The sequence below is a fragment of the Vibrio sp. TRT 29B02 genome, from assembly GCF_050113655.1.
GTDB lineage: Bacteria > Pseudomonadota > Gammaproteobacteria > Enterobacterales > Vibrionaceae > Vibrio.
The window spans coordinates 28,170-44,933 of the sequence record NZ_JBNJOJ010000036.1 but is presented as its reverse complement, the minus strand read 5'-3'; the positions used below and the strand labels follow the sequence as shown (position 1 = coordinate 44,933).

General features: G+C 45.7%; 14 protein-coding genes and 2 pseudogenes. 11 read left to right on the top strand and 5 right to left on the bottom strand.

Annotated elements, in window-relative coordinates:
* Positions 1–130 precede the first annotated feature (130 nt).
* On the bottom strand, positions 131–745 hold the full coding sequence (locus ACQEXT_RS18535) for a TetR/AcrR family transcriptional regulator (RefSeq protein ID WP_331418079.1): 615 nt from the start codon (positions 743–745) through the stop codon (positions 131–133).
* A 145-nt stretch (positions 746–890) separates the two neighbouring features.
* Positions 891–1,799: a carbamate kinase gene (gene arcC, locus ACQEXT_RS18530; RefSeq protein WP_426953158.1), complete on the bottom strand. Its 909-nt coding sequence runs from the start codon at positions 1,797–1,799 to the stop codon at positions 891–893.
* Between the two features lie 397 nt (positions 1,800–2,196).
* Here arcC and ACQEXT_RS18525 point away from each other — a divergent pair, with 397 nt between their 5' ends.
* The 7 genes and pseudogenes from ACQEXT_RS18525 to ACQEXT_RS18495 all read left to right on the top strand — a co-directional run.
* The gene (locus ACQEXT_RS18525) at positions 2,197–3,633 is read left to right on the top strand and encodes an APC family permease (protein ID WP_426953157.1); all 1,437 of its coding nucleotides are present in this window, start codon (positions 2,197–2,199) and stop codon (positions 3,631–3,633) included.
* A gap of 16 nt (positions 3,634–3,649) precedes the next feature.
* Positions 3,650–4,741 carry an agmatine deiminase gene (gene aguA / locus ACQEXT_RS18520; protein ID WP_426953156.1) on the top strand — a complete coding sequence of 364 codons (1,092 nt, stop codon included), beginning with the start codon at positions 3,650–3,652 and terminating at the stop codon, positions 4,739–4,741.
* A gap of 120 nt (positions 4,742–4,861) precedes the next feature.
* Positions 4,862–5,908, top strand: coding sequence for an ornithine carbamoyltransferase (gene argF / locus ACQEXT_RS18515; protein ID WP_331418083.1), 1,047 nt, complete (start codon positions 4,862–4,864; stop codon positions 5,906–5,908).
* A gap of 282 nt (positions 5,909–6,190) precedes the next feature.
* On the top strand, positions 6,191–7,216 hold the full coding sequence (locus ACQEXT_RS18510; protein ID WP_032372215.1) for an IS110 family transposase: 1,026 nt from the start codon (positions 6,191–6,193) through the stop codon (positions 7,214–7,216).
* Between the two features lie 285 nt (positions 7,217–7,501).
* Positions 7,502–8,710 (top strand): RidA family protein, encoded by a 1,209-nt coding sequence (locus ACQEXT_RS18505; protein WP_426953155.1) that lies wholly within the window; start codon positions 7,502–7,504, stop codon positions 8,708–8,710.
* 19 nt (positions 8,711–8,729) lie between these two features.
* A pseudogene (locus ACQEXT_RS18500) lies at positions 8,730–9,369 on the top strand (Tn3 family transposase).
* Positions 9,370–9,571: 202 nt separating this feature from the next.
* A pseudogene (locus ACQEXT_RS18495) lies at positions 9,572–9,781 on the top strand (Tn3 family transposase); the annotation flags it as partial.
* Between the two features lie 77 nt (positions 9,782–9,858).
* Here ACQEXT_RS18495 and ACQEXT_RS18490 read toward each other — a convergent pair.
* Entirely contained in the window at positions 9,859–10,707 is an 849-nt protein-coding gene (locus tag ACQEXT_RS18490) for a pirin family protein (protein WP_426953159.1), read from the bottom strand.
* A 222-nt stretch (positions 10,708–10,929) separates the two neighbouring features.
* On the opposite strand from ACQEXT_RS18490, the gene ACQEXT_RS18485 reads away from it, so the two are divergent.
* Entirely contained in the window at positions 10,930–12,225 is a 1,296-nt protein-coding gene (locus ACQEXT_RS18485; protein ID WP_426953154.1) for an alpha/beta fold hydrolase, read from the top strand.
* A 35-nt stretch (positions 12,226–12,260) separates the two neighbouring features.
* Here ACQEXT_RS18485 and ACQEXT_RS18480 read toward each other — a convergent pair whose 3' ends face one another.
* Complete coding sequence (locus tag ACQEXT_RS18480) at positions 12,261–12,641, bottom strand: VOC family protein (RefSeq protein ID WP_138971258.1); 381 nt, start codon at positions 12,639–12,641, stop codon at positions 12,261–12,263.
* A gap of 312 nt (positions 12,642–12,953) precedes the next feature.
* Here ACQEXT_RS18480 and ACQEXT_RS18475 point away from each other — a divergent pair, with 312 nt between their 5' ends.
* From ACQEXT_RS18475 to ACQEXT_RS18465, 3 genes are all read left to right on the top strand, one after another.
* Positions 12,954–13,193: a hypothetical protein gene (locus ACQEXT_RS18475; protein WP_426953153.1), complete on the top strand. Its 240-nt coding sequence runs from the start codon at positions 12,954–12,956 to the stop codon at positions 13,191–13,193.
* 40 nt (positions 13,194–13,233) lie between these two features.
* Complete coding sequence (gene arfB, locus ACQEXT_RS18470) at positions 13,234–13,647, top strand: alternative ribosome rescue aminoacyl-tRNA hydrolase ArfB (protein ID WP_426953152.1); 414 nt, start codon at positions 13,234–13,236, stop codon at positions 13,645–13,647.
* 106 nt (positions 13,648–13,753) lie between these two features.
* Positions 13,754–14,395, top strand: coding sequence for an START domain-containing protein (locus tag ACQEXT_RS18465; RefSeq protein WP_426953151.1), 642 nt, complete (start codon positions 13,754–13,756; stop codon positions 14,393–14,395).
* Between the two features lie 49 nt (positions 14,396–14,444).
* Here the strand turns inward: ACQEXT_RS18465 and glgB are convergent, their stop codons facing one another.
* Positions 14,445–16,622 carry a 1,4-alpha-glucan branching protein GlgB gene (gene glgB / locus ACQEXT_RS18460; RefSeq protein WP_426953150.1) on the bottom strand — a complete coding sequence of 726 codons (2,178 nt, stop codon included), beginning with the start codon at positions 16,620–16,622 and terminating at the stop codon, positions 14,445–14,447.
* Positions 16,623–16,764 lie beyond the last annotated feature (142 nt).

Sequence of the window (16,764 nt, the reverse complement as noted above, 5' to 3'; positions counted from 1 at the left end):
GGCTACGACGATTGATGGGTGTAGCCGATCAGATCGTAGCTTCTAGATTTAGTTCCATCGATTTAGGCAACAAAGCCTGATTTGCTTAAGGGGTTTTCATGAACATTTTTTGTACAGCAATTTAACTTACTTAACCGCCCCAAACCGACTTCTGACAAATATGCGGAATATAAAGCTGAAGGTAAGACTCCGTTAAACGAAGGGCTTCGTTAGCGAGTTCAGGGGTAATATAGCCATGTTCATGGTAAGACAGTGAATATATCTTGTCGGCGACTTGCAGTGAAATAGCGAATACATTGATGGGTTGGGTAAACTGGGGGACATCGAAGAATTGACGATAGATTGCTTCGACTTCTTTACCCAATGTTAAATCATGTTTGGTGTCAGCGTGACCAAGTTCAGTAAAAGTATGGCGACCTAAAATCAGCTTTCTCGCGATTGGATTATTGTTGTAGTAGTCCACATAAGCGGTTTCGATCATACGGTTGATATCAGTCCAATGGGTGACTTTGTCGGCATCGATACATTGACCAAGTAGTGAGTCGAAATCGGTAAACACATCGTCCAATAAGCTATGAAATAGGTTCTCGATATTCGGGTAGTGGTGATAAACGGTTGAGGTGGCCATACCGCATTCTTTTGCCACATCGTACATAGAGATATCTGTCGCTTCGCGCCTTTCCATTAATTGAGCAACGGCGTTATGGATTTTTGTAAGTTTCTCTTTTGTCGTTACTTTTCGCATAAAACTGTCGTCACTTATTGTCAAAGCAGATTAAAAAATAAAGGGTTGATGCTCAAAAATCAATCTTATCAATATGAAGTTTGACGTCATTAACCCTTTGTTTAGTGCGTATGAATATCTAGGCAAAAACCGAGCTTGATCAAAACTACACTTGGATATGTGTGCCTGATTTCCCTTCAATGATTTCGAGTGCGCAGGAAAGATCCCCGATATGACCATGTTGCTTGGTATTTTCCACAAATTGGCAGCATGCATCGACTTTAGGCCCCATCGAACCTGCAGGGAAGTGATATCCCTTCATCTCGTTAACCGATACTCTTTCTAGCTTTTGTTCTTGTGGCGTGCCCCAATCCAAACAAACATGAGTCCCATCAGTTAAGATCAGTAAGTGCTGTGCGCCAATTTCTTCGGCAATCAATGCGGCTGTCATATCTTTATCAATCACAGCTTCAAAGCCGACATAGGCACCGTCTTTTTCGATAACTGGTGCGCCGCCACCGCCGCCACAAATAATAAGATGCTCTTTCTCTAGTAAGTCTTTAATTGCTTTTATTTCTAACACTTCTTTAGGTGCAGGAGATGGAACAACTCGGCGCCAATGCACACCGTCTGGTTTTACGACCCAATTATTGGCTTCAGCCAGCAGTTTAGCTTGCTGCTCGGTATAAACAGGGCCAATAAATTTGCTTGGGTCTGCGATCGCAGGGTCATTTTCATCAACAACGATGCGCGTCAGTATTGTGGTGGTGAAGCGGTCTTCGATTGCAGCATTTAACCCCTGTTGAATTAAGTAGCCGATCATACCTTGGGTTTCAGCGCCTAATACATCAAACGGATACGGCGGGCACTCTTTATAAGCATCATTCTGTAGAGAGAGTAATCCCACTTGAGGGCCATTACCGTGCACGATAACCAAGCGATAATCTTTACTCAGGGCTGCTAATGAACTTGCTGTTTGCTCAATACTCTTTTGCTGGTTTTCACAGCTCATTACTTCTCCGCGTTGCAGCAGCGCATTACCACCGACCGCAACAACAATAATAGGCTTCAACATCTCTTAATCTCCAAATAATGACTGGCTAAAAGCCACGTAAGATGGAGATACTCTATTGAAATATCAGAGTACTATTGGCGATAAAAATCACAATTCGATTTCTGCTCAAAAGTGAGTCTATTTAGTTGCCACCCCATCACAGAAAGTGAAAATAATCGCGAATTCAATCGGATATGTGATCTTGTTTTCAACTTAAGACGCTCAATAAATAAACAGTACTTTTGTTGATGAAAATCAATCATTCAGTGTTTGGTTGCTTTTTATCCAGTTTTTGTCGGTTCTATTTCATTTGTAATCTGAGTTTTCTTCCCCAAAACCGATATTCAATTTTCATCCCAGTTCACTTCATCGCTTTGCCGTTTAATAAGTTCCGAATTAGATATTAAGGAGCTAAGCGATGAGCAACGAAACGCAAGGAAAAATGGGGGTCACTGGGATAGCACTCTTTACACTGTGTGCTGTGCTAGTAGTCGACACATTAACCGCGTCAGCAAGTATTGGCGTTAGCGCTATTGGCTGGTGGGTGTTAATGCTGGTCTTCTTTGTTATTCCCTACGGACTAATCACTTCAGAGTTAAGCACCGCCTATCCAGGAGAAGGGGGGATTTACGATTGGGTAAAACAAGCTTTCAACTTTAAATGGGCAGTAAGAACCACTTGGTTTTATTGGATCAACGTAGGCTTGTGGATGCCTGCCGTCTACATCATGTTCGCGGGTATGTTCGCAGAGCTGTTTATGCCGGGCTTGTCGCTATGGGGGCAGATCGCAATTTGTATCTTGTTAACTTGGCTAACGGTATGGATTTGTAATGTGTCTGCTGATATTGGCGTGTGGGTAACGAACATTGGCGCGGTATTAAAAATAATCGTAATCAGCACATTAGGTGTAGGCGGATTTATCTACGCGATGAAAAACGGCGTTGCCAATGAGTTCACTTTGCCAGCAATGATGCCTTCATTAGATTCAGCGGTCTCATTTCTACCTGCCATTGTTTTCAACCTAATGGGCTTCGAGCTTGTCGCGACGATGACCAAAGAGATGAAAGACGTCCGTGACATGCCTAAGGCTGTTTTCCTTTCCATCGGTATCACCGCTTTCCTATACATCTTCGGTACTGTTGGAATTTTGATGGCGTTACCTGTTGAGAGCATTGGACTTGTGGCTGGCCTGATCGACACCTTTAAAACCTTATTTGGTGAAGGTCCGTTTGGCACGGCAATGGTTTACGTCTTTGGCACGTTCGCTCTACTCACGCTTATCGGCAACATGGTGAGTTGGACGATGGGGGCAAGCCGTGCGGCAGCAGAAGCGGCTCAAGAAGGTGAACTGCCTGCTCCAGTGGCAAAAGTATCAGAGAAGGGTTCTCCAATTGGCGCGAACAACATTACAGGCATAGTCTCAACGGTTGTCATCTTGTCGTACGCGTTGTTTGCTCAAGGTAACGATGATCTGTTCTGGTCTATCTTCGCTTTCTCAAGCTGCATTTTCTTACTTCCTTATCTGTTCATGTTCCCAGCGTATCTGAAGCTGCGTGTGGTTGATGGCCAACGTGAGCGCCCATTCAAAGTGCCGGGAGGTATGCCCGCTCAATGGCTGATGTCGATTGTGTGCTTCTTCGTGATTTTCCAAGCGGTGGTTCTATTTATCTTCCCTGAGGCACTCGATCTCACGGTGGCAGATTGGGGATACACAGGGCCAGTTTTGATTGGTGTTATCGCGACAGTCTTGATTGGTGAATGGATTTTGTTGGGGGCTCTCAAGCGCAAAAAAGCACAAAGCGAGCAAGAGGGTAGCTCTGGCGACACTGCAGAAAATAAACAAGCTCAAGCTTAAGTTGGAGGATAGAGCAATGAAGAAAGTTATTGATACCACACCAAAACATGATGGTTTCAGAATGCCTGGTGAGCATGAGCCACACAATGAAATTTGGATGGCATGGCCAGAGCGTACAGATAACTGGCGCGACGGAGCGAAACCAGCGCAGAAAGTGTTCTCGGAGGTTGCCGAGCAGATCAGTAAAACTACACCAGTGACGATGCTCGCGAGCTCAACTCAATACGATAACGCGGTGTCTCGCTTACCTGAAGATATTCGAGTTCTAGAAGTCTCAACCGATGACTCATGGATGCGTGATATTGGCGCAACATACGTCGTTGATGATAAGGGAGAGCGTCGCGGAGTTGACTGGGAATTCAATGCTTGGGGTGGTTTCGTTGATGGTTTGTATTCACCTTGGAACAGAGACAATCAAGTCGCACAAAAAATGTGTGAAACCATCCGAGACTCAAGATATCGAGCACCTATCGTATTGGAAGGCGGCTCAATCCATGTGGATGGTGAAGGCACGCTTTATACAACGGAAGAGTGCTTATTGCATGAAAGCCGTAATCCAGACTTGAGTAAAAAAGAGCTGACCAAAGTGCTGTGTGAATACCTCAATGTTCAGAAAGTGATTTGGTTACCTCGTGGTCTCTATAATGATGAAACCAATGGCCATGTAGACAACATCTTACATGTGGTTAAGCCGGGCGAAGTCGTGCTGACTTGGTGTGATGATGAAAACGATCCTCAGTATGAAATCAGCCGAGAAGCGTATGACTACATCACAAGCCAAACCGATGCTAAAGGGCGAGAAATCAAAGTACACAAGCTGCCAATGCCAGGTCCTTTGTATATGTCTGCCGATGAAGCAGCAGGGATTGATATTGCAGAAGGGATGGAACGTGAAGCGGGTGAGCGATTAGCGGCATCCTACGCCAACTATCTGATTACCAATAAGCAAATAGTATTGCCATTGCTGGATAAACGCTATGACGACGACGTGATTGAAATCCTAGAAGAGCTCTACCCAGGTTATGAGGTTAATGGCATTCCAGCGCGAGAGATCTTGCTCGGTGGCGGCAATATCCACTGCATTACTCAGCAAGTACCAAGAATATAACCTGAGGTCATCGCCTCAAACATAAAAACAGCAACAACAAAGTTTAAATCCAACCGAAACGAAATCATCACGAGATCGACTTAAACGACACCGTGAAACGACGAAAAATAGGAATATATTATGAAATTACCTTCTTCTAGCGCGACTGAACTGAACAAAGCAAACCTTGAGCACATGGTATCAATGAAAGACTTCTCTGTTGAAGAGATGGATAACATGATGGAGTTAATGACGTACCTAAAGCAGGCACGTAAAGACAATGCGATTCCACAACTGTTTAAAGGCAAGTCAGTGGGTATGATCTTCGAAGCGGGCTCTACACGAACTCGCGTATCGTTTGAGGTAGCCGCAACTTTACTGGGTGGTCACGCGCTGTTCCTTTCGCCGAAAGATATTCACCTAGGAGGTAAAGAGTCGATTGATGATACCTCTCGCGTTCTATCACGTATGTGTGACGTCATCATGGCTCGTACCAATAGCCCTGAAACCTTGGATGGTTTGCTAAACATGTCGACAGTGCCGGTTATCAATGGCCTTGATACACGTTTCCACCCAACCCAGATGCTGGCTGACCTATACACCATCAGAGAGCATATTACCGACGGACGTAAGCTATCTGACTTAACGCTGGCGTTTATGGGTGATGCTACGGATGTGTGTCGTTCTTTGATGCTGACTTGTGCAAAATATGGTATGGGCTTTAAGCAAATTGGCCCTAAGAAGTACCATATGGAGCAAGAATGGATTGATATGGCGCTCAACTTCTGTGAAGAGTCTGGCGGTACGATTGAAATTACCGATGACGTGGAACGTATCAGTGATTGTGATGTGGTTTACGGCGACAGCTTCTACTGGGTGACTCAGATGGACGAGAAAGAAGAGCGCTTGGCGGCATTTATGCCGGACTACGTCATCACTGAAGAGCTGATGGCAAAAGCTCGTCCTGGCGCAATGCTTCTTCACTGCTTGCCAGCAAACGACAAAGAAGAAGTGACTCGTGGCGCACTAGAGAGTGGATACTCCGTGGCATTCGATGAAGCTGAAAACCGTCTGACGGCTCAAATGGCTATTTTGGTTTACTTCACGCATAAAGATTCGGTTATCCCAACGCAAGAAACCATCAAGCATCACGAAGATAAGATCAATGGTTTCCTAAGTACCCTATAACGTTCGATGACAGTTTGTTTTGCCCCGTTTAAATAGTAGCAGCAAAACAAGACTTAAATGGCCCTGTTTCCCCAGCGAGAAGCAGGGCTAATTATTTGCTTCCGGTGATTGGTTTATAGCTTCCTAAAAATAAGCACTTCTACGAGTCGCCATACAAGGAGAAATATCGACATGACTATCGGTATCAAAAAAGTTTCAAGAAACACTGATAACGAATGACATGGATTCCCCCTCACGAGGATCTGCCACACTTACGTGGTACTTATTAGCACTGGAGGCACCATGTCTGATTATTCTTATTTTGGCGGTATCGATTTAGCTAAAAACCACTTTAGTATTCATGTTGTTGACTCACAAGGTAAAGTGACTCTTCATAAATCAGTTACTCGCTCTAAGCTACTGACCACAATAGCAAATATGCCACCTATGCGTATAGGACTCGAAGCGTGTGGTGGTGCACATTATTGGGCAAGAACGCTTAATAAATTAGGACATGATGCTCGTATTATGGCGGTTAAGTATGTTGTTCCACATAGAACTAAAGGTAAAAACGATCTCAATGATGCCGTGGCTATCTGCCAAGCTGTCCAACACCCATCTACACGATTCGTTCCTGTAAAGTCTCCTGAGCAACAAGCCATACTGTCCGTTCATCGTATGCGTGAGCATTGGGTTCGTGAACGCACGGCTCTAATGAACCGGATTCGCGCCTTACTTTCTGAGTTTGGTCTTATCATTCCAGTGGGACGCTCTTCTTTAATGAAGCAAGTGCCTCTCATTTTGGAAGATGCCGAAAACGAGCTTCCACATTTAGCGCGAACCGTTATTGCTGACGCATACTACCATCTTGAACAACTCAACCAACGTATTGTAGATACTGAACAAGTGTTCGAGGCTTTTTCAAGGGTGAGCGAAAATGTTCAACGAATTATGAAAGTCAGAGGCATTGGTCCACAAACAGCAACTGCTATTCTTGCCTCTATTGGTAACGGCTCTCAGTTTGATAAAAGCCGAGACTTCTCCGCTTGGCTAGGGTTAGTACCAAAGCAATATTCAACAGGCGGCAAACCCAGATTAGGCAGAATTACCAAACACGGAGACAAGTATCTACGCACTTTACTCGTCCATGGTGCTAGAACAGTCATTGCTAATCTAGGTGATAAACAAGACAGGCTCAGCCAGTGGTGTCGAGACGTATTGGAACGACGAGGAATGAACCGTGCTATTGTCGCTCTTGCAGCGAAGAATGCTCGAATTATCTGGTCGCTATTACACAACCAAACGGAATATGAGAATTACGCTGCTTAAGAAACCATTAACCCAAGCAGCGTAGCAAGAATACACCCACCGGGTCATAGCAGACGCAATGGATGGAGATAGGTTAAGACCACTAGCGGAGAGCCTGTTAATGCGGCGGACACATCAGATGTCATCTAACGAGTAAGGCACCGCAGTCGCGCAAAGTCATCAGGGTCACGATGTTGCGAATCATCGATATAAAGACCGAATGTAGAGCGGCAGTCCAAAACCCATCACTTGAAGTTTAGCGGATGTTTGACAACCGGGGGAATCCATGTAGCCCCATTAAATCAGATGTCGACGCAATCTGTTGCGTTTTCCCACTACAACAATATTTCGGCTCAGTTGCCTGTCAGTCCTAAAACTGGAAAGTTGATTTTAGGTGGCGTGAAAGCGCAGGTAGAGCAGTGCTTGATGAATATTAAAGCTATAGTCGAAAGCATTGGTCACGGCATGTATGATCTCGTCAGAGTGAACGTATATCTTAAAAATATTCAGGATCTCGATGCTGTAAACGAAGTGTATTCTTCATTCTTCCAAGGCTACTTCCCAACGCGTACCGTGCTTGCGGTTTCGGCGCTGCCACTAGAAGGAGCGCTAGTTCAGATGGATGCGGTGTTGTCTAATGGTGAAGGAACTTATCCTCAAGAAGCGTGTGATTTGGTTAAAGTGGCGAAAAATACAGCTGATGCACCAGCATGTTTGCTATCAACACATACTGTTGCTTTTTCCCATTATAACCATTTGTCAGCTCAACTACCGATTGTTCCAGCAACGGGGAATATTGTTGCGGGTGACGCCAAAGAGCAAGCTGTTCAATGTCTTAAAAACCTCAAAGCGGTACTAGCAAGCATTGATGCTCCATTTGACGATATCGTTAAGATCAATATTCAGGTCTCAAGCCTTGAAGACGTTGAAGCAATTAACGAAGTGTACAGCACCTTCTTCCCTGACTCTGCAATAGCCAGAGCGGTAAGTTACATGCCTGCTCGTTCGTTGATGGTTGCAGAGGGCTTACCTATGAATGCGCTAGTGCAGATAGATGCCACAGTCTCACATGGTGACGGCACTCCTCCACAAGCGGTAGAAGATCGACATAGCATTGTGATCAGAGCAAACAACACTAAAAACGCCCCTAGCCACGCACTATCGACGCAAACTGTCGCATTTTCGCATTACAACAATCTTTCGGCGCAGTTGCCTATAGACCCAATTACAAAAGCTGTCGTTGCGGTTGGCGCAAAAGAACAGGCGATGCAGTGCTTGAACAACTTAAAGGCGATTATAGAAAGTGTCGGTCATGTGATGGATGATATCGTTAAGATAAACATCCAACTTACAGATATGGCGGATCTGGACTCAGTCAATGAAATATACGCAAGTTATTTTGAAGAAGAGCTTCCAGCGCGAACAGTGGTTGGAGTTTCCGCGTTACCAATTGGTGCGCTAGTGCAAATGGATGCGATTGTATCGAATGGTGAAGGCACTCCGCCAAGCGCGTAAATCGGAATCGAAATGAGTAATGCCCCGTACCTCACGGGGTTTTCAAGGTATCATCGTGACAGGAACGTTACGAGACTCATTATATGTATTGGAGGGAATACTTGAGCAACAGACGAGGCTCAACCCCATAGAGATAATGACAGATACTGCCGGCGCTAGCGATATTATATTTGGGTTATTCTGGTTGTTAGGGTATCAGTTCTCCCCTCGATTGGCTGATGCAGGAGAAGCAGTATTCTGGCGAGTAGATAAGTCCGCTGCCTATGGACCGTTAGATGATTTGGCTCGAAGCTGTACGACTCTTTCAAAAGCAAAAGAACAGTGGGATGAAATGATGCGTGCAGTCGGTTCATTAAAGCTTAGAACCATTCGAGCATCAGAACTGGTTAGCTCAGGGCATCATGGAAGTCGGCAGAGTCAACAAAACATTGTACTTGCTTAATTATATAGACGACGAGGATTATCGTCGCCGGATCTTAACACAACTCAATAGGGGGGAGGGTCGACACACTGTCGCTAGAGCCGTTTGCTATGGTCTACGCGGAGAAATCAAAAAGCGTTATCGTGAGGGACAAGAAGATCAGTTGGGCGCATTAGGTATCGTTACAAATGCAATCGTGTTATGGAACACTCTCTACGTACAGCAAGCATTAAATTAGATGAAATCCAATAGTGAAGAAATTGTAGAAGAAGATATCTCTCAGCTATCCCCACCAATATACAAACACATCAACATGTTAGGTCATTATACGATTACGTTGCCAGAAGACTTAAAGAAAGGGGAGTGAAGATCTTTGAACATTAATGAAGGTGATAAATATTGAGTCAATATAAGAGCGATAATGGATTATTAATCAATGACTTAAATCCATTATCTCTCCAACAAGTTTGAAACCAAAAGATATCGAGCCACATTGGGATGAGGTATTGCGTCTCGCCACATCAATTAGGCAAGGGACAGTCACCGCTTCTCTGATGATGAAAAAGCTGGCTAGTTACCCCAAACAGAATGGATTAGCTAAAGCATTGAGAGAAATTGGCAGATTAGAAAGAACGTTGTTCATGCTTGATTAGCTTCGAGATCCGGTCGTGACTCCAATTACTCTGGGGTTGTCGTCAGTGACCGAATGGCGGTCACAAAGGTTCAGTTAATAGGTTTCAAACACACCAGCGTTGTAATCACGAATGGTTTGCTCAATTTCAGCCATGCTGTTCATGACAAAAGGCCCATAATGAACAACAGGCTCATCGATCGGTTGACCAGAAAAGATCAGTACCCCACCCGATGCGAGGTTGGTCAGAGACACCTTGTCCCCCTTGCTCAACAGAGCGAGTTCGCCTTGATTGACTACCTGACCATCAATAGCCACAGAGCCCTGATAGCTAAGAACCATCATGTTAAAGTGTTCTGGCACCTCAATTGAAAGTTGCTGTCCTTGCTCAGAGCGCCAATCAGAAACACTCAGTTCGACCCCTGTTCTGTCTAGCGGCCCCGTTAACGTCTCACCATTGGCAATTAAGGTTCCAGCTAATACCCGCAGCAATCCAAGTTCATCACCGCTATGTTCAGTGATGGTTTCTGGTTGGAAGTCAAAATATTGCGCGGGTTTCATTTTGTCGCGGGCAGGCTGGTTAATCCAAATTTGAAAACCGTGCAAATCGCCCTCTTCCATAATGGGCATCTCGCTATGGATAACGCCACGACCCGCCGCCATCCATTGCGCACCACCAGTGCGAAGTTCACCAACATTTCCCATATGATCACGATGCTGAAAGTGGCCTTTGAGCATATAGGTTAGGGTTTCAATGCCACGGTGTGGGTGTGGAGGAAATCCACCGACATAGTCTTTACGTTGATCCGACTTCAACTCATCGACCATCAAAAATGGTGAAAATTGCGTATTGTTAAACCCAGCGACACGTTGGATTTTCACACCATCACCATCAGATGTCGCATGAGTGCGGATGATTTGCTTGATTACTCGATTCGCCATGATCGCCTCCCGATAACTTGATAGGTGTAGTTTAGAGAGCGATATGCCTTTCATACAGAGGGCACAAGCGAACGGCTTGTTTGAAAAATTTGAATGAGTACAGCTAGACACTGGCGGCTAGCTGACACTGAACACATGCCTCACTCCACCAAACGGCGATTGGTATCTGTTCCGCATCAGGATAAGATACGCCATCTCTAAGTCACGGAAGTCCTGATAATAATTATGAAAGCTCACCCATTTATTGATGCTGGTGTTAAATACACTCCGCACTATTTCCAAGTCCCCTTAAACTACGCAGACAGCGCACAAGGGACAATTGAAATCTTTGCTCGTGAACTATCACTGGTCGCCGATGGCGACAGCACTAAGCCTTGGCTGGTCTATTTTCAGGGTGGACCGGGGTTCCCGTCTCCACGCCAGAATGGTCACAATGGCTGGGTAAAACGTGCCCTACAAGAGTACCGAGTGTTACTCCTCGATCAACGCGGTACCGGCAATAGTTCTGTGATCACCCATCAAACTCTGGCTCCGTTCTCGGCAGAGCAGCAAGCTGAGTACCTAAGTCATTTCCGTGCAGACAATATCGTTCGTGACGCGGAATTTATTCGTCAACAGTTTGGTATCAACCAGTGGGCGATTCTCGGTCAGAGCTTTGGTGGTTTTTGTTCACTTACTTACCTGTCACTGTTCCCTGAAAGCCTTTCTCGTAGCTACATCACTGGAGGTGTGCCATCTATTCACCGCCATCCTGATGAGGTGTATCAGGCGACATTCAAGCGTACGATGGAAAAGAACCAAGCTTTCTTCAAACAGTTTCCGCAAGCGCAGCAACTGTGTAAGCAGATTGCCGACCATCTGCTTGAGAACGATGAGTTTCTGCCCAACGGGCAGCGTTTCACGGTTGAGCAATTTCAGCAGATTGGTATCAACTTCGGCATGAGTGATACCTTCCTGCCAACTTACTATGCGTTGGAAAATGCTTTGATTGAGGTGAATGGTAAACCGCAGCTACGTTACGAATTCCTCAACAGCATGCTGATGGAACAAGGTTTCCAGACCAACCCTATCTACGCCATCCTGCATGAGTCGATCTACTGCCAGAGCTTTGCTTCAAACTGGAGTGCTCATCGTATTCGTCAGACACGAGATGAATTTAACTACACAAAAGAAAAGCCATTCTACTTTACCGGCGAGATGGTGTTTCCGTGGATGTTCGACCAATATCACTGCCTGAAACCACTCAAACAAGCAGCAGAACAACTGGCAGCAAAACAGGATTGGGCACCCTTGTACCATGCGGATGTGCTTGCCAATAACAAAGTACCTGTGAGCTGCGCGGTATACGCTGATGATATGTTCGTCGAAATGGACATTAGTCGTGAAACCTTGGCAAAGATTCCAAATTCACAAGCGTGGATTACCAACGAGTACGAGCACAACGGGCTGCGTGCCGATGGTGAAAAGATCCTCGATACGCTCATTGCTATGGGTCATCAAACCGCGGCAACTATCAACTAAAATTAACGCCCCCGACTCACATCGGGGGCGTTTTTTTAGCTCATTGAGTGGAGGCCAATCATATTGCCTTCCGTGTCAGCCACTATGGCAATGTATCCATGCGGGCCGATGGAAAATTTGCTATTCATTACCTTGCCACCCGCTTGTTCAACACGAGACTCCTCGACCGCACAATCCTGACATGAGAAATAGACCATAGTACTGTTGCCACCCGCGGCGACGCCTTCCATTTTCGCCAACGCACCAGATGCTCCATACTGCTCCATATCAGAGGGAAACAGCCACATCTCGACCCCCATATTGGCGACATCTTCGAGATGCTCCAATGAGGTTTCAAGTACTGCTTCATAAAAAGCTTTCGCTCGCGGCATATCATTCACATAGATTTCAAACCAACCAACCGGATTCATTTGCATACTGTCACCTAACCGTTACAAGTTCCCTTCTAAAGCTAGCGCAGTTCTCACTCTCCGCCACCTTGGCTAAGGCTATAATGCTCATTTTCTCACTGATGAACCAACAGGCAGGGTGACTGTAAACGTGGTTCCCTTGTTCGGAATCCAAACAAATATTGCCACATAAGTTGTCTACCATCGCTGCCGCTAGCGACTCGGCACTACAATCATAAATTACCATTGATCAGTGATGACATATGAACTCACTCACATTAGACTGACAATCGTTGGCATTTTCGTCAGTTGGCAGCAAGAGAGCGATAAGGTGATAATATGACTATCCAATGGTGTGAAAAATGTGCCAAAGAGACCGAGCACAAAGAACTGATAAAGCAGAAACCGTCTAAATACGGTAAAAGCAAAAAGGAACAATTTAAGGCCTTTCTTTCTGGATTTGTTACTGGTGCTGCCGTCGGTGGTGCGCTGGCTTCTCTAGAATTGATTGATCGCTATGTAGTCTGTCAGGAGTGTGGCCACAAAAAACTCGAAAACCATGGCGAAGAGTTTCAGTAAAGCTACAATAGGTCGGTGTCTGTTTTTGTCGTAAGCCCTAATGCTGAAGATTTCTAATACCGTTACCCTTCAATCCTGGGAGATCCAACTGACCGCTATACGAGCGCAAGGTTCAGGCGGTCAGAACGTCAACAAGGTCTCCTCTGCGATTCATCTTCAGTTCGACGTGAAGCATTCTACCCTGCCAGCTATCTACAAAGAGCGTCTACTCGCCCTCAAGGATTCCCGTCTATCTAAAGAGGGGGTTATCACCATCAAGGCGCAGCAGTTCCGTACCCAAGAACAGAACAAAGAAGATGCGCTCAATCGCTTAGCGGAACTTATCCGTTGCGCGATGGTGGTGCAGAAAAAACGCCGCGAAACCAAGCCAACCAGAGCGTCTAAAGAGCGCAGGCTCAAGAGTAAAGGAATCAAATCACAAACGAAATCCCTGCGCGGACGCGTGCAGCACTAACCGTTCGACCCTTGGATGCCAATTGTCTCCTTTCCTAATAGGAAGACTTTGCTCTGTACTGTAAGTATGCTTGAATTAAATCACAAATTAATCGTTGAGTAAGGTTATGACAAGCTTAAGGAAAAGCCTCATTATTGTCCTGTTGACGCTATCAGGTATCGGTTATTGCCAAGCCTCAACCCATTGGCAATTTGAAGGTGACGAAGACGGAATCACCATCTTCTCCCGCCATCATAGTGATGGACTGGTAGAAATTCGCGCACGTATGTTCGCGCCAACCAGTTATGGGGCTTTTGTCACCCTGTTAGAAGACACGGAGAATGTGCCCAACTGGATTGATAACGTCAGTCACAGCCGCGTTGTAAGGCAAATCTCACCAAACGAAAACATTGTCTACACCCAGTTTTCCGCTCCCTGGCCCGCCAAAGATCGCGATATGGTGACTTACTCAAAATACTCCGTGGATGAGATAGGCTTTACGCTAAATATCAAAGATGCCCCTCCCGCAAGTTTGCCCGAACAAGATGGTTACATCCGTATTACCGCAGTGAAAGCGACTTGGACACTGCAAAAGCTAACCAACGGAATGACGTTAATAGAGTACACCGCATTTGCTAATCCTGGCGGTGCTCTGCCTAACTGGCTAATCAACAAATTGGCTAAAGAGAGCGCTCGCAGCACCTTTGAAGGGCTCAAACAGCAATTGCCCAACTATCAAGACAATTCTAAGCCGGATCTGAGCCAATAAAAAAAAGGGTCAGCGATGGAAGCTGACCCTTGTGTTACTTATTATTTGGCTATTTAAACTTATAGAATACGGTTGCTAGTGGAGGCAGACGCAGTGAAATAGATTGTGCCAATCCTTCACTTTCTACCGCCTCGGTCGTTACCTGTTGTGCAACTGAATAATCGCTACCATGATATTTAGCGCTGTCCGTATTGAGCAGCAATTCATATTCGCCTGCCAAAGGTACGCCTAGCCTGAAATTGTCGTGAGGAACAGGTGTGAAGTTGGTGATCACCAAAATTCTCTCACCGTTGTCACTCAAACGTTCATGAGCCAGAATCGAGGCTTCTGCCGCATCTTGTAGACGCCACTCAAAACCGCGCGGTTCGCAATCGAGTTCGTGCATCGCTCTTTCACTTGCGTAAAGCTTGTTAAGATCTCTGGTTAGGCTCTGCACACCTTGGTGACGTTCAAATTCAAGTAAGAACCACTGTAGCTGATCATCATGATTCCATTCAGCCGTCTGACCAATCTCAGCGCCCATAAAGTTGAGCTTCTTACCAGGTTGTGCATACATGTAGCCGAGGTAAGCGCGCAAGTTTGCCGTTTGCTGCCACTCATCTCCCGGCATCTTGTTGTGAATAGAGCCTTTACCGTAAACCACTTCATCATGTGACAGAGACAGAACGTAATTTTCACTATGAGCGTAAACTAATGGGAAAGTGATGGTATCGTGATGGTATTTGCGATGAACAGGATCTTCCTGAATGTATGATAATGAGTCATGCATCCAGCCCATATTCCACTTAAAGCCAAAGCCCAATCCGCCCATAAAGGTTGGCGCAGAAACACCAGGGAAAGCGGTCGATTCTTCAGCAATGGTCATGGCATTTGGGAAATGTTTATAAACTTCTTCGTTCATCCACTTAAGGGTTGCGATCGCATCGTAGTTTTCGTTGCCACCATCGACATTTGGAATCCATTGATCGTGACTGCGCGAGTAGTCGAGATAGAGCATCGACGCCACTGCATCGACGCGAATACCATCAATATGGAATTGTTCAAACCAGTAAAGCGCGTTAGACACGAGGAAGCGGCGAACATGCTCACGACCAAGATCGTAGATGTACGAGTTCCAATCTTGATGCCAACCGCGACGAGGATCAGGATCATGGAACAGTGGCGTGCCATCAAAGTTCGCCAAGCCATGGTCATCCGATGGGAAGTGCGCAGGAACCCAATCAAGCACCACGCCAAGACCCGACTGATGGCATTGATCAACAAAGTATTTGAAGTCGTCTGGCGAACCATAACGGCTGGTTGGCGCAAACAGGCCAACCGGCTGATAGCCCCAAGAACCATAGAATGGGTGCTCAGAAACCGGCATCAGTTCAACGTGTGTATAGCCCATATCGACTAAATAAGGAATTAACTGATCCGCCAGTTCGCGATAGTTAAGGAAATCACCATCGGCATTGCGGCGCCAAGAACCTGCGTGTAGCTCATAAAATGAGAGCGCCTGCTTACGTTTCTGTGTAACTTCTCGCTCTTGCCATGTTTTATCATTCCACTGATAACGGTTGTGATCATAAGTCACAGAAGCAAACGATGGATATTGCTCAGAGTATGCGCCCCAAGGGTCCGCTTTATGCGGTAAGCCTTCACCATTAGGACCTTTTAATTCGAACTTGTACTGTGTGCCTTCAGCGAGGTTTGGAATGAAGATACCCCAGATACCATAATCGAGACGCTGCATTGGCGTGCGACGACCATCCCACTGGTTGAACTCACCGACTAAGCTACACGCTGACGCATGCGGTGCATAAACCAGAAAGCGGATACCGGAGATCTGTTTGCCATCTCGCTCCAAAGTGATGAATTGAGCACCCATGTGCTTGTACATCTCTTTTGGTGTATGCAGATCGTCATACTCTGCGTAAATCGTGTGGTATTGATATGGGTCGTCAATCAGTTGTTCGGTTCCATTCCAATCAACGGCTAATAGATAGTGGCTAAAGCGTAGATCTTTGTTTTGTTTGAGGATAAAGCCCGAAGCGTCCTCACGTTCAAGTTCGATACGTTGATCATCAATAACTAACTCAACTTTGTCCGCACCTGGCATCCAAACACGCAATGCCTCTTGTTCACCACTTAGAAATGGGCCGATGAAAGAAAAAGGGTCAGAAAATGTCGCATGTGAAAGTTGGTTATATATCTTTGTCGCCTTATCTAACGTTGTCGTTTTCAAGTTATTCTCTCCCTAACCTAACTTTCTTTATTCAAATGAGTTTGGCTGAAATATAAAGGGGTTCTATGACCCAAAAAGCCCGCTAGGTAGCGGGCTTAATTAGCGTTACAACAGTGTAGCGAATTCGGCGTTTACATAGAGT

Excerpts from the sequence above, each read along its gene's own strand:
- ACQEXT_RS18485 (WP_426953154.1), top strand. The coding sequence starts at position 10,930 with ATGAAAGCTCACCCATTTATTGATGCTGGTGTTAAATACACTCCGCAC.
- arfB (WP_426953152.1), top strand. The coding sequence starts at position 13,234 with ATGCTGAAGATTTCTAATACCGTTACCCTTCAATCCTGGGAGATCCAA.
- ACQEXT_RS18535 (WP_331418079.1), bottom strand. The coding sequence starts at position 745 with ATGCGAAAAGTAACGACAAAAGAGAAACTTACAAAAATCCATAACGCC.
- ACQEXT_RS18525 (WP_426953157.1), top strand. The coding sequence starts at position 2,197 with ATGAGCAACGAAACGCAAGGAAAAATGGGGGTCACTGGGATAGCACTC.
- ACQEXT_RS18465 (WP_426953151.1), top strand. The coding sequence starts at position 13,754 with ATGACAAGCTTAAGGAAAAGCCTCATTATTGTCCTGTTGACGCTATCA.
- ACQEXT_RS18510 (WP_032372215.1), top strand. The coding sequence starts at position 6,191 with ATGTCTGATTATTCTTATTTTGGCGGTATCGATTTAGCTAAAAACCAC.
- argF (WP_331418083.1), top strand. The coding sequence starts at position 4,862 with ATGAAATTACCTTCTTCTAGCGCGACTGAACTGAACAAAGCAAACCTT.
- aguA (WP_426953156.1), top strand. The coding sequence starts at position 3,650 with ATGAAGAAAGTTATTGATACCACACCAAAACATGATGGTTTCAGAATG.
- ACQEXT_RS18480 (WP_138971258.1), bottom strand. The coding sequence starts at position 12,641 with ATGCAAATGAATCCGGTTGGTTGGTTTGAAATCTATGTGAATGATATG.
- ACQEXT_RS18505 (WP_426953155.1), top strand. The coding sequence starts at position 7,502 with ATGTCGACGCAATCTGTTGCGTTTTCCCACTACAACAATATTTCGGCT.
- ACQEXT_RS18475 (WP_426953153.1), top strand. The coding sequence starts at position 12,954 with ATGACTATCCAATGGTGTGAAAAATGTGCCAAAGAGACCGAGCACAAA.
- arcC (WP_426953158.1), bottom strand. The coding sequence starts at position 1,799 with ATGTTGAAGCCTATTATTGTTGTTGCGGTCGGTGGTAATGCGCTGCTG.